The organism is Nocardia huaxiensis (assembly GCF_013744875.1).
Lineage (GTDB): Bacteria > Actinomycetota > Actinomycetes > Mycobacteriales > Mycobacteriaceae > Nocardia > Nocardia huaxiensis.
This window is the reverse complement of sequence record NZ_CP059399.1, coordinates 1651143-1663028: the sequence shown is the minus strand read 5'-3', so window position 1 is coordinate 1663028 and position 11886 is coordinate 1651143. Positions and strand designations below refer to the sequence as shown.

General features: G+C 67.5%; 11 protein-coding genes and 1 tRNA gene. 3 read left to right on the top strand and 9 right to left on the bottom strand.

What is annotated here, in order from left to right:
• Nucleotides 1-2: 2 nt before the first annotated feature.
• Nucleotides 3-1019, bottom strand: a complete 1017-nt coding sequence (locus H0264_RS07470; RefSeq protein WP_181583288.1) for an iron ABC transporter substrate-binding protein — start codon at nt 1017-1019, stop codon at nt 3-5.
• A gap of 150 nt (nt 1020-1169) precedes the next feature.
• Here H0264_RS07470 and H0264_RS07465 point away from each other — a divergent pair, with 150 nt between their 5' ends.
• Nucleotides 1170-1598 carry an Rv0361 family membrane protein gene (locus tag H0264_RS07465; protein WP_181583287.1) on the top strand — a complete coding sequence of 143 codons (429 nt, stop codon included), beginning with the start codon at nt 1170-1172 and terminating at the stop codon, nt 1596-1598.
• Nucleotides 1599-1651: 53 nt separating this feature from the next.
• On the opposite strand, the gene H0264_RS07460 is transcribed toward H0264_RS07465, so the two are convergent.
• Nucleotides 1652-1723, bottom strand: a tRNA-Cys gene (locus tag H0264_RS07460).
• Nucleotides 1724-1847: 124 nt separating this feature from the next.
• Here H0264_RS07460 and H0264_RS07455 point away from each other — a divergent pair.
• Nucleotides 1848-2390, top strand: a complete 543-nt coding sequence (locus H0264_RS07455) for a MarR family winged helix-turn-helix transcriptional regulator (RefSeq protein WP_181583286.1) — start codon at nt 1848-1850, stop codon at nt 2388-2390.
• Between the two features lie 67 nt (nt 2391-2457).
• Entirely contained in the window at nt 2458-3510 is a 1053-nt protein-coding gene (locus H0264_RS07450) for an acetate and sugar kinases/Hsc70/actin family protein (RefSeq protein ID WP_231084230.1), read from the top strand.
• Nucleotides 3511-3829: 319 nt separating this feature from the next.
• Here H0264_RS07450 and H0264_RS07445 read toward each other — a convergent pair whose 3' ends face one another.
• The 7 genes from H0264_RS07445 to H0264_RS07415 all read right to left on the bottom strand — a co-directional run bounded on the left by H0264_RS07445 (nt 3830) and on the right by H0264_RS07415 (nt 11669).
• On the bottom strand, nt 3830-4606 hold the full coding sequence (locus tag H0264_RS07445) for an enoyl-CoA hydratase (protein ID WP_181583285.1): 777 nt from the start codon (nt 4604-4606) through the stop codon (nt 3830-3832).
• Nucleotides 4603-5520, bottom strand: a complete 918-nt coding sequence (gene mmsB / locus H0264_RS07440) for a 3-hydroxyisobutyrate dehydrogenase (RefSeq protein WP_276514534.1) — start codon at nt 5518-5520, stop codon at nt 4603-4605. The genes H0264_RS07445 and mmsB overlap by 4 nt, the downstream gene beginning before the upstream one ends.
• Nucleotides 5520-6608: an enoyl-CoA hydratase/isomerase family protein gene (locus tag H0264_RS07435; RefSeq protein WP_181583284.1), complete on the bottom strand. Its 1089-nt coding sequence runs from the start codon at nt 6606-6608 to the stop codon at nt 5520-5522. Before H0264_RS07435 ends, mmsB begins: the two co-directional genes overlap by 1 nt.
• Nucleotides 6605-7744, bottom strand: coding sequence for an acyl-CoA dehydrogenase family protein (locus H0264_RS07430; RefSeq protein ID WP_181585348.1), 1140 nt, complete (start codon nt 7742-7744; stop codon nt 6605-6607). Before H0264_RS07430 ends, H0264_RS07435 begins: the two co-directional genes overlap by 4 nt.
• Before the next feature lie 4 nt (nt 7745-7748).
• The gene (locus tag H0264_RS07425; RefSeq protein WP_181583283.1) at nt 7749-9248 is read right to left on the bottom strand and encodes a CoA-acylating methylmalonate-semialdehyde dehydrogenase; all 1500 of its coding nucleotides are present in this window, start codon (nt 9246-9248) and stop codon (nt 7749-7751) included.
• Nucleotides 9249-9362: 114 nt separating this feature from the next.
• Entirely contained in the window at nt 9363-10589 is a 1227-nt protein-coding gene (locus H0264_RS07420; RefSeq protein WP_244976242.1) for a DUF4132 domain-containing protein, read from the bottom strand.
• A gap of 36 nt (nt 10590-10625) precedes the next feature.
• A complete protein-coding gene (locus H0264_RS07415) occupies nt 10626-11669 on the bottom strand; it encodes a hypothetical protein (protein WP_181583281.1) in 1044 nt (347 codons plus the stop codon).
• Nucleotides 11670-11886: the final 217 nt, after the last annotated feature.

Sequence of the window (11886 nt, the reverse complement as noted above, 5' to 3'; positions counted from 1 at the left end):
GGCTAGAGCAGGCCGGCTTCGGTCATGAGCTGGGTGACCTTCTTGGCGTCGAGCTTGCTGGGATCGACCTTGGGCGCGCCCAGGGTGCCCAGCGGGGGCAGCGCCGGATTGGCGGCCACGCCCGCGGCGACCGGGTACTCCATCGAGGTGCCGTCGCGCAGCACCTCCTGGCCCTGCTGGGAGACGATGAAGTTCAGGAACTTCTGCGCGTTCTCCTGCTTCTTGCTGGACTTCAGCACGCCGCCACCGGATACCGAGACGAACGCGCCCGGGTCCTGGTTCTTGAAGTAGTGCAGCGCGGTATTGCCGCTGTTCTCCTTGGTCTTGGCCTGATCCCGGTACCAGTAGTAGTGGTAGATGACGCCGCCGTCGAACTGCCCGGCGTTGACGCCCTTCATGGTGGTCACATTGTTCTGCGAGACAATGGCGTTGTCCTTCATGCCCTTCAGCCAGGCCCGGGTGGCGTCCTCGCCCTTCAGCTCCAGCAGCGCGGCCACGATGGCCTGGAAGTCGGCGCCCGAGACCCCGGCGCTCCAGCGGCCCTTCCACTGCGGCTGCTGCAGATCGAGCAGCGACTTCGGCAGTTGGTCTGCCGGCAGCTTCCCCGTGTTGTAGACGAAAACCGTTGAGCGCGCGGCGACTCCGGTCCACTTGCCGGTGGATGGCCGGTACTGCTCGGGTACCTGCGCGAGGGTGTTCGCGTCCACGTCGGCGAACAGCCCGGCGTTCTCGACCAGCGCCATGGCCGGTGAGTTCTCGGTCAGGAACAGATCGGCGGGCGAGTTGGCCCCCTCGGCGACGAGCTGATTGCCGAGGTCGGTGTCACCGCCCTGCCGCAGCGTGACCTTGATGCCGGTCTGCTTGGTGAACGCGTCCGCCCACTCCTTGGCCAGCGACTCGTGCTGGGCGTTGTAGACCAGGATCTCGTTCTCGTCCGTGGAGGAGTTCGAGCAAGCCGTGACACCGAGCATCGTGATCGCCGCGACCACGCCGGATAGGAGCTTCCATCGTGCCGCCATGACCGTCCTTTCGAGCCGCCGAATTCGACGCTGAGGTTTGGCTAACCAACCTACAGCCTCGGAATCTTCGGGTCCGGCTACCCCACCGAATCGCAATGGTTTTGCCGTAGTCTGCGGACGTTCAGTGGTGGCTCGATCGACAGGACCTCGATGACCTCGGCACGCCGTCTCCCGCTCGCACTCTGCCTGGGCGGACTGGCAGTGATCATGACCGCTTGCGGAACCGCCACCGCGGGCAAGGATTCCGGTAGCGACAATCAGCGCATCGAGGCCGCGGCGCGCGAGTTCTACGACACCCTCGCCAAGGACGGCCCCTCGGTCGCGGTGGCCAAGGCCTGCCGGCCCGACCGCGACGAATTCGACAGTCTGCCAGCGGATCAGAAGACCGCCGTCGACAAGGGCAAGTTCACCATCAAGATCACCACGGTCACCGACATAGTCGTCACCGGCGACCGCGCCACCGCGGGCCTGACCGGCACCCTGGCCGTGCCGGGCTCCGACGGTAAATCCACCACCGCCGCACAGCATTTCCGCAAGGAGGACGGCGTGTGGAAGGTCTGCTCCGCGGACGGCAAGTAACCCCGGACACGACAGTCCCCGCGGCCGGAGCCACGGGGACTGTCGTTCCTCAGAGCGAGTGGTGGGAATCGAACCCACGTATAAGGCTTTGCAGACCTTCTCCTGAACCACTCGGACACACCCGCATGTTGTCGTGTACCCATGGTGCGCCCGGCGGCCGGTCCCGGCCACAGTTGAAATCACCGTGATTTCTATGCGCACAGGCTCGGTGTGTCCGGGGATCGGGTGGGGCGTGCGATGATCGGGGGCATGTCTCGGCCACGTCCGCTCCCGCTCGATCCGATCGAGGAGGCGCATCGTCAGTGGGGCGAGCACGGGTGGGGAGACGTGGCCGACGGGATGGCCGCAGTTACCTCGCTGGTGCGGGCTCAGCAAATCGTGATGGCTCGGGTGGACGAGGCGTTGAAGCCGTCGGGACTCACGTTTTCGCGGTACGAGCTACTCCAGCTACTGAGCTTCAGCAAAACGGGCGCGCTACCCATGGCGGTGGCCAGTGCGCGATTGCAGGTGCATCCGACAAGCGTGACGAACACGGTGGATCGGCTGGAGGCGGCGAAGCTGGTGAAGCGCGTGCCGCATCCGAGCGACCGGCGCGCTACGCTGATCGAAATCACGGATGCCGGAAGGGAATTGGTGGCCACGGCCACCGAACAGCTGAACCGGCGAGTGTTCGCCGAGACCGGTCTACCGCCGGAACGTTTGCAGTTGTTGCTGGAATTGCTGGCAGAGTTCCGGCAATCCGCGGGCGACTTCGACAGTGGTGGCTCGCCCACCAGATGGGCCGGTCAGTAACCGTCCAGCATCCGAGCAGCCAATTTCCTGCGTCATAGTCTTGGAATCGGACCGCAAAAGGTTCACCATGGAGGCCATGGTGCTGGTCCTCGGGGTGTCGGCGGGCGCTGCTGGTGCACGCGCCATGCTCACCCATTCCGACCAGCCGCATCTGACCCCGATCGACCGCTGCAAGGTGTACCGCCGGCCCGGTGGGAGCATGGAGGAGGCGGTTTTCGAAGCCATCCGGCTCATGCGGAAATCGGCCGCCAAGCGGGACGAGTTCATTACCGGCATTGCCGTGACCTGTCGCTGCCAGTCGCATGCCGAGGCCATTCGCACCACCGCCGGCCGCAATCGCCTGACCGTCATCGACGAACCGGTGGCCCAGCTGCGGTATCTGCGCTTCACCGGGCGATTACCCACCGAAGGGTCCGTTCTCCTGTACGACCTGGGCGCCTCGGGTCTGACGCTGACCCAGATCGACTGCCGCACCGACGCGATTCTGGCCACCAAACGCAGCACGGTGCTCGGCGGTGACGGCCACGACGCGCTCCTACGCTGGCAGCTGGTGCGCGGCGGGGTGACGCTCGACCTGTCCGCGACCCGTCAGCACAAGGAACTGCTGGCCACCGACCGTGTGCTGGCGGTGTGCGATCCGATCTCCGGGCAGCGCGCGGTCATCACGCGCAGCGACTTCGCGGACCTGGTGGCGGCGGGCATTCATCACTCGGCATCGTTCGTCCGGCACATGATCGACGAGACCGGCGTGCCGCCCGGGGCCATGGCCCTGCTCGGCGGGTGCCCCCGCAACAAGTCGATTCGGGACGAACTGGACAGGCAGCTGGATCTGCCGCTCATCTACGACCCGGAACCCGAATTCGTGTCGACGCGCGGCGCGGTGCTGCTCGCCGCCGAGCGCCCCTCGGCGCGTCGGGTCCGGAGTGTCCGGCTGAATCCCACCGCGCCGACCACCCGTCTCCCCGAACCGGTCTCCCGGAAGAAGCTGGTCGCCGCGGTAGCGGTGACGGCTACGCTCGGCGGTACCATCGTCGGCGCACTGGCGCTCGACCGCACCAATGACCACAAGGACGGCAATTCACCAACGGTCGAAGTGGTCGGCCCGCCGAAACACGGATAGGGAAAGGTACCGCGATTTCGGAGATTCTGTTCGCCCTGCTGTTCCTCCTGTTGATCGTCGGTGTCTTCGTACTGGTGCTCCGCGCGCTGCGCATGGGCTCGGTACAGATCGAGATCGAGCCCAAGGATCCCCCGAAGTCACCCGACGCCGACGACACCAAACCCTGACACGCGCGATCGACCCCGGCACGAGGGCGGGGCGACCGCCGAACCCCTTGTACGACAACGTCCCCCGCTCGTCTGAGCGGGGGACGTTGTGCTCGGTCCAGGCGGCGCACCTCGGCCCGAGGGGGTTCGGGGGTAGCCGAGAGCGTCCGGGCTTACCGGTTGGTGAACTTCGCCGGACGCTTCTCGACGAAGGCGTTCATGCCTTCCTTCTGGTCCTCGGTGGCGAACAGCGAGTGGAAGACGCGGCGTTCGAAGCGCAGGCCCTCGGTGAGGGTGGTCTCGAAGGCGCGGTCGACGGCTTCCTTGGCGATCATGACCGACGGCAGGCCCATGCCGGCGATGGTCTCGGCCACCTCGAGGGCGGTGTCGACCAGCTGGTCGGCGGGCACGATGCGGGAGACCAGCCCGGCGCGCTCGGCTTCCTCGGCGTCCATATTGCGGCCGGTGAGAATGAGATCCATGGCCTTGGCCTTGCCGACGGCGCGGGTGAGGCGCTGCGAGCCGCCCATGCCGGGGATGACGCCGAGCTTGATCTCGGGCTGCCCGAACTTGGCGGTGTCGGCGGCGATGAGCAGGTCGCACATCATGGCGAGTTCGCAGCCGCCGCCGAGGGCGTAGCCGGCGACCGCGGCGATGATGGGCTTGCGGAAGGCGACGAGGCGATCCCAGCCGGCGAAGTGGTCGGTGAGGAACATGTCCATGTAGGACTTGCTCTGCATCTCCTTGATGTCCGCGCCGGCCGCGAAGGCCCGCTCGGAGCCGGTGAGGACCACCGCGCCGATCTCGTTGTCGTTCTCGAGCTCGTCGAGTGCGGCCGAGATGTCGGCCAGGACCTGCGAATTCAGCGCGTTCAGGGCCTTCGGCCGGTTGAGCGTGATGAGCGCGACGCGCCCCTTGCGCTCCAGCAGAATGGTCTCGAAGTCGGTCACGCCGTCTCCCCTTCAGATCGCTTGCGGATGTCGGTCACGATAGCCGAGAAGTCCTTGCCCGCTTCGTCCTGGTTGAAGCGGTTGTAGATCTCTGCGGCGAGCAGACCGATCTGTCCGTCGACATTGTTGCCGCGCAGCGCGTTCGCGGCCAGGCCCAGGTCCTTGGTCATGAGCGCGGTGGCGAAGCCCGGGTTGTAGTCATTGTTGGCCGGGCTGGTCGGCACCGGGCCGGGGACCGGGCAGTACGAGGTGAGCGCCCACGACTGCCCGGACGCGGTGGACACCACGTCGAAGAACTTGTCGTGGGTCAGCCCCAGCTTCTCGCCGAGCACGATGGCCTCGGACAGGCCGATCATAGAGATGCCGAGCAGCATGTTGTTGCAGATCTTGGCGGCCTGGCCGACACCGGCCGGACCGCAGTGAACCACCTTGCCGCCCATGACCTCCAGCAACGGCAGCGCCTCGGCGAAATCCTCGGCCGCACCGCCCACCATGAAGGTGAGGGTGCCCGCCGCAGCGCCCGCCACGCCACCGGAAACCGGGGCGTCGAGGGTCCGATGTCCGGCTGCCGCAGCGACTTTCGCGGCTTCCTGGGCGTCGGCGACGTCGATGGTGGAGCAGTCCACGAACAGCGTGCCCGGCTTGGCCGCGGACAGCACCTCGCCGTACAGGTCGAGCACGATGCGCCCGTTGGGCAGCATGGTGATGACCGTATCCGCCTCCGCCACAGCGGATCCGGCGGTCTCGACGACGGTCGCGCCGTCCTTGCGAGCCTGGTCCTGCGCCGCGGGCACGGGGTCGAAGGCGAGGACCTCGTATCCGGCCCGCACCAGGTTGGCAGCCATCGGCCCACCCATGTGGCCGAGACCGAGGAAGGCGACCTTGGTTGTCGCCGAAGTGTTTTCGCTGCTCACTACTGCTCCTCGGGGGCGGTCAGCCCCAGTTCCTTGTCGCCGAGCCCGGCGAAGTAGGCGTCCACATCCGCGCCGGTGACCTCGGCCAGGGTGGCGGGCGACCACTGCGGATTGCGGTCCTTGTCGATGACCTGGGCGCGAATGCCCTCCACCAGGTCGTGGGTGCCGAGCGAGGCGACCGACACCCGGTACTCCTGGTTCAGCACCTCCTCCAGGTTCGCCGCCGCCCGCGCACCGCGCAGCGAGCGCAGCGTTACCTTCAGTGCCACCGGCGACTTCGACAGCACATCCTGCGCGGCCTTGGCGGCCTCGGGAGCGCCGTCGGTCTCGAGACGATTCACGATCTCCTCGACGGTGTCCGCGCTGTAGCAGGCGTCGATCCAGCGCTTCTGCACCACCAGCTCCGAAACCGGTGCGGGCTGCGCGAATTTGGCGATGGCGGTGTCGGCGTCATTGTCGCGCAAGGCTTCCAGCAGCGCCGGAATGTGCTCGGACGGCACGAAATGATCGGCGAAGCCGGCGGCGATGGCGTCACCGGCGCTCATGCGCGCGGTGGTGAGCGCGACGTGGGTGCCGAGTTCGCCGGGCGCGTGCGCCAGCAGCCAGGTGCCGCCCACGTCCGGGATGAAGCCGATGCCGGTCTCCGGCATGCCGACCATGGAGCGCTCGGTCACGATGCGGTGGCGGGCGTGCCCGGACAGGCCCACGCCGCCGCCCATGACGATGCCGTCCATGACCGCCACGTACGGCTTGGGGTAGCGGCCGATGAGCGCGTTGAGGATGTACTCGTCGCGCCAGAACTTGCCGGACGGAGAATCCGCTGCCGCTGTATCAGCCTGCGCTACAGCGTTCTTCGCGTCATTGTGGATGGCCACGATATCGCCGCCCGCGCACAGCCCGCGCTCTCCCGCGCCGGTGAGCACCACGGTGCGCACCTCGTCGTCGGCGGCCCACGCCCGCAGCGCGTCCAGAATGACCAGTGCCATCGGGTGATTCAGCGCATTGATGGCGCGTGGCCGGTTGAGCGTGATCAGCCCCAGCCCGTCGCGCTTCTCGATGAGAACCTCGGGTTCCTGCACGTCGCTCATGCCGCTCCTACCACCGAGCGGGCCACCACGACCCGCATGATCTCGTTCGTTCCTTCGAGAATCTGATGCACCCGCAGGTCGCGGACGATCTTCTCGACCCCGTATTCAGCCAGATAGCCGTAGCCGCCGTGCAGCTGGAGTGCCTTGTTGGCGACCTCGAACCCGGCATCGGTGGTGAACCGCTTGGCCATGGCGCACAGTTCCACCTTGTCGGGGGCGTCGGCGTCGAGGGCGGCGGCGGCCCGCCACAGCAGGGTGCGGGAGGCTTCCAGCGAGGTGCGCATGTCGGCGAGATCGAATTGCAGCGCCGGATTGTCCAGCAGCCGCGCCCCGAACGCCTTGCGCTGCGCCAGGTAGGCCACGGTCTTGTCGAGCGCGACCTGCGCCCCGCCCAGCGAGCAGGCGGCGATGTTCAGCCGTCCGCCGTTGAGGCCGTTCATGGCGATGCGGAAGCCGTTGCCCTCGCCGCCGAGCAGGTTCTCGGCGGGCACCCGGGCATTGTCGAGAATGACCTGCCGGGTGGGCTGGGCGTTCCAGCCCATTTTCTTCTCGTTCGCGCCGAACGACAGGCCCGGGGTGTCGGCGGGCACGATGAACGCCGAAATCCCGCGCGCCCCATTGTCACTGGTGCGTGCCATGAGCACGTACACATCCGAGCTGCCCGCGCCGGAGATGAATTGTTTGACGCCCGTGAGCAAGTAGTCGTCGCCGTCGCGAACGGCCTTGGTGCTCAAGGCCGCGGCGTCGGAGCCGACGCTCGGTTCGGTGAGCGCGTAGCTGGCCAGCAGATCCATCGACGTGAGGCCCGGCAGCCACCGATTGCGTTGCTGCTCGGTGCCGTAGCTGTCGATCATCCACGTCGCCATATTGTGGATGGAGATGTAGGCGGCGACGGCCGGGCAGCCGGTGGACAGCTGCTCGAAGATGCGCACGGCATCCAGTCGCCGCAGTTCCGAGCCGCCGACGTCCTCGCGGACATAGATGCCGCCCAGCCCGAGCTCACCCGCCTTGCGCAGCACATCCACCGGAAAGTGCTTCTGCTCATCCCATTCCAGGGCATTGGGTGCGAGCAGCTCGTCGGCGAAGGAGCGGGCGGTATCGACGATCGCCTTCTCGTCCTCGTCCAATACGAACATCACGTCAGTCCATGGTCGGGATGACGAAGGCGTTGGACTCCTTCTGCCCCGCGGGCCAGCGCTGCGTCACCGTCTTGGTCTTGGTATAGAAGCGGATGGAGTCCGGGCCGTGCTGGTTGAGATCGCCGAAGCCGGAACGCTTCCAGCCGCCGAAGGTGTGGTACGCGATCGGCACCGGGATCGGGACGTTGATGCCGACCATGCCGACCTGCACGCGGGCGGCGAAGTCGCGGGCGGTGTCACCGTCGCGCGTGAAAATGGCGACGCCATTGCCGTATTCGTGCTCGTTGGGCAGGCGCAGCGCCTCTTCGTAGTCCTTGGCGCGCACGATGGCGAGCACGGGGCCGAAGATCTCTTCCTTGTAGATGCGCATGTCGGGGGTGACGCGGTCGAACAGTGTTGCGCCCGCGAAGAATCCGTCTTCCGCGCCCTCGACGACCAGGCCGCGGCCGTCGATGACGATCTCGGCGCCTTCGTCCACGCCGATCTGCACGTAGTTGTTCACGCGGTCCACGCCGTCGCGGCCGACCAGCGGGCCGAAGTCGGCGCCCGGGTCGTCGGAGCGGCCGACATTCAGCTTGTTGACGCGCTCGATCAGCTTCTCGCGCAGGCGATCCGCGGTCTCCTCGCCCACCGGGACGGCGACCGAGATGGCCATGCAGCGCTCACCGGCGGAACCGTAACCGGCGCCGATGAGCTGATCGGCCACATCGTCGAGGTCGGCGTCCGGCATGACGATGGCGTGGTTCTTCGCGCCGCCGAAAGCCTGGGCGCGCTTGCCGTTCGCGGTGGCGGTCTCGTAGATGTACTGCGCGATCGGGGTGGAGCCCACGAAGCCGACGGCCTTGATGCGCTCGTCGTGCAGGATGGTGTCGACGGCTTCCTTGTCACCGTTGACCACATTGAACACACCGGCCGGCAGTCCGGCCTCGAGGAACAGTTCGGCCAGGCGCAGCGGCACCGAGGGGTCGCGCTCGGAAGGCTTGAGCACGAAGGCGTTTCCGCAGGCGAGCGCCGGACCGGCCTTCCACAGCGGGATCATGGCCGGGAAGTTGAACGGCGTGATGCCCGCGACGACGCCGAGCGGCTGACGCATGGAGTACACGTCGATGCCGGTGCCGGCGCTCTCGGTGTACTCGCCCTTGAGCAGGTGCGGAATGCCGACGGCGAATTCGATGACCTCGAGCCCGCGCTGGATGTCACCCTTGGCGTCGGCAATGGTCTTGCCGTGCTCCGAGGACAGCAGCGCCGCCAGGGAATCCATCTCGTCCTGCACCAGGGTCAGGAACTTCATGAGCACGCGCGCCCGCTTCTGCGGGTTGAACGCGGCCCACACCTGCTGTGCTTCGGCGGCATTGGCGATGACGGCCTCGACCTCGGCCTTGCTCGCCAGCGGCACCCGCGCCTGCACCTGCCCGCTGCTCGGGTCGTAGACGTCCGCGAAGTTGCCGGAGGTTCCGGGCACGTGCTGCCCGCCGATGAAGTGGGTGAGTTCGCGAACCATGCCAGTCCTGTCTCGAAGCCTGCGCGCACCTCGGCGCTGTACGTGGCGATCCTATAGTTGGACGTCCAAGTATTGGCTGTGGGATAACTCACAGGGTGGCGATAGCGGCTCTGATCAGGGCTCGCGGGGATCCAGCGCCAGGAAGGCCAGCAGGGCCTCCGAGGCTGTGATCTCGTCCAGCTCGCCGAACGGGACCCCCTGCCCCCACCACTGGGCCGACGAACCGGTGACCGCCAAGCGGAACTGCGCGATGCGCTGGACGGGGTCCGCGAGCTCGTTGAACAGTCGGATGCCGGGTTCGAAATCCAGCACGAGGGTGTGCCCCTCCCCCAGCGGCCGGAAGATCAGATTCCACTGGGCTCCGGATTGGATGTCCTGTCGCAGCCACCCGGCCTTGTTCGCGCCGAGGATGCGGCCGGTGGCGAGGGTACGGCCCGCGAAACGGGTGAGCGCTTCGACGGGCCGCTCGGCCTCGGAGAGACGATGCACGGACCGCTCGAGCTGCGGAAACGGTTGCAAGATCTGGTAATCGGCGAACAGCTCGGCCCATGCGGGCAGGGTGTCACCGAGCTGAATCGGATGCGCGATGCCTACCGTGGCGGTGTCGTCGAGCGTGAACGGACGATCGTCGACAGCGGCGAGGCTGCGATCCTCGGCGATCCGGAAAGCGCTGTCCGCCTTGCCGTCCGCGTCGCACGCGACCCAGACCAGGCGACGCGCGAGCTGCCACAGCACCGGGTGATCGACGATCCGGCTGCGGAAACGCTCCGCGGTCCACCGCCGCTGCCGCACCATCGCGGCCTCGAAGCGTGTGAGCTGCTCGGCCGCAGTCGATTTCACCTCCTTGCGGAGCACGGTGAATTCCCGGTGCGCCGCGCCCGCCATCACCGCGTCGTCCTTGACACCCGGCTTGGGCAGCGAACGCCGTCGCGGACCCTGCGACCACCGGCCGGAATCCGCGCGCACCGCGTCGAAGACGATCGGCTTCAATTGCTCGTCCAGTGTGACGACGAAACCGCGCGGACCGTAGTCGAGCTGCCGCGTGCCATCCAGCGCGAAACCATGACTCGGCACGATCAGATCGGCGAGATCCTCCGGCGTGAGCCCACGCCACCGCGCCGCCATGGTCACCGCATCCTGCGCACGCTTCGCGAGCTTCTGCGACCTGGCGGCTCGCGACAGTCGAAACAGTTGTGCGAGTGCCGGATCGGAGCCATTCGCCGCGTACGCCTCCAGCGCCGCATGGGCCACCAGGTGATTCCCGCAGCTGTTCCAGGTCTCGATCATGCGACTGATCCAGTCGAAGAACCGGGCGTCGCCGAGCACGGCCCCCGCGTGCATCACCCAGCGACCCGCATGCGGAAAGCCCGCCTTGTTCTAGGTCTCGAACAGCTCGAAGACGAAGTCCGCCAACGATTCCGGCGTGCCGAGCGCGGCGATCTCCCGCACCCCCGCATAGGTGTGCGCCGGGCCGCTCATGGCCAGCATGGTGCAGAACACCGTCACCGCCTCGACCGGCAGCCGGTTTCCACTGTCGCGCAGAATGATCGGCGGCAGCCGGTTCGGCGTCAGCCAGTCCGGCAGGGCGGGAATCTTGTCCGGCAACTCGAGCAGCGGGTCGGCGGCAGCCGCGATGGCGGCCACGCCCTCCGGACCGTAGGGCTCCGCAGCGGCCAGCAGCGCCGCGCGCAAACCCTGCTCGGCCAAGCGACGCAGCGCCACCTCCGCCGTGCCTCGGTCCAGCGCCGACGTGGCGACCTCACCCCGCGGCTTCCCGCGTCCCGGAATTCCCACCGCGGACCGGTCCGATTGCGGCGCGGACAGTGCGGCGGCCACCAGATCCGGTGCGGCGCTGTCGATATGGCGTTCGAACCAGCGCCGGCAGGTGCTGTCCCAGCGCAGGTCGTAGGGCCCGGCCAGCAATTCCGCCATGCGCCGCGTGACCTCGCTGCCGCCGACCGGCAGCAGCGCCGCCGTCACACCGGAATACCCGCGATCCGACCGGAGAACGAAATCGACTGCGGCACTGTCGAATCGAGCCAGTATGCGCAGAAACTCGTCGGCCGTCCCCCACGCCCGCCCCCGCTCCAGGTAGGGCCGGACCGTCGCCTCGGCGCCCGCCACCAGATACGCCGCGTGGTAGCCGCCGTCCCGCGCGTGATCGTAGGCCAGCCCGGCGGCGATGAACTCGTCGCGATCCCCCTCCCCATCCCAGAGCAGTTTCACCGGCAGCTTCGAGGCACGCTCCTTCTCGCCCGGCTGCCAGGCGAGAAAGCCCGGCCGTTCGGCGGTGCGCGCGGCCATCACCACCGGCTCGCGAGTCCACTCCCAGGGCGGCGACTGCAGATATCGCGGCAACTCCGCCGGTGCGGCGGCCTGGTAGTCGGCAGACGCGGTGGTGTTCTTTCCGGCTGACGTCATGGTCCCCTCCGAGGATTCGAGCCCGGTTCGGCCTCCCGCCGACGGGTCCGGGTGGATCACGCTGCGGTGCATGCGTTCCCAGCGATCCTGCCAATCCCCTCCGACAGCTGCGCCCGGTGTATGCGGTGGGCGGCGGCGGGGAAGACATGCGCGTTCGCTGGCACTGTGGGGCGAATCACTCTAGAGTTGTTTTGACGTCCTACTATCTGGACACCTA

Coding starts and splice junctions, on each gene's coding strand:
- H0264_RS07430 (WP_181585348.1), bottom strand. CDS start 7,744: ATGTTCGTATTGGACGAGGACGAGAAGGCGATCGTCGATACCGCCCGC.
- H0264_RS07470 (WP_181583288.1), bottom strand. CDS start 1,019: ATGGCGGCACGATGGAAGCTCCTATCCGGCGTGGTCGCGGCGATCACG.
- H0264_RS07465 (WP_181583287.1), top strand. CDS start 1,170: ATGACCTCGGCACGCCGTCTCCCGCTCGCACTCTGCCTGGGCGGACTG.
- H0264_RS07425 (WP_181583283.1), bottom strand. CDS start 9,248: ATGGTTCGCGAACTCACCCACTTCATCGGCGGGCAGCACGTGCCCGGA.
- H0264_RS07450 (WP_231084230.1), top strand. CDS start 2,458: ATGGAGGCCATGGTGCTGGTCCTCGGGGTGTCGGCGGGCGCTGCTGGT.
- H0264_RS07435 (WP_181583284.1), bottom strand. CDS start 6,608: ATGAGCGACGTGCAGGAACCCGAGGTTCTCATCGAGAAGCGCGACGGG.
- H0264_RS07455 (WP_181583286.1), top strand. CDS start 1,848: ATGTCTCGGCCACGTCCGCTCCCGCTCGATCCGATCGAGGAGGCGCAT.
- H0264_RS07415 (WP_181583281.1), bottom strand. CDS start 11,669: ATGACGTCAGCCGGAAAGAACACCACCGCGTCTGCCGACTACCAGGCC.
- H0264_RS07420 (WP_244976242.1), bottom strand. CDS start 10,589: ATGCACGCGGGGGCCGTGCTCGGCGACGCCCGGTTCTTCGACTGGATC.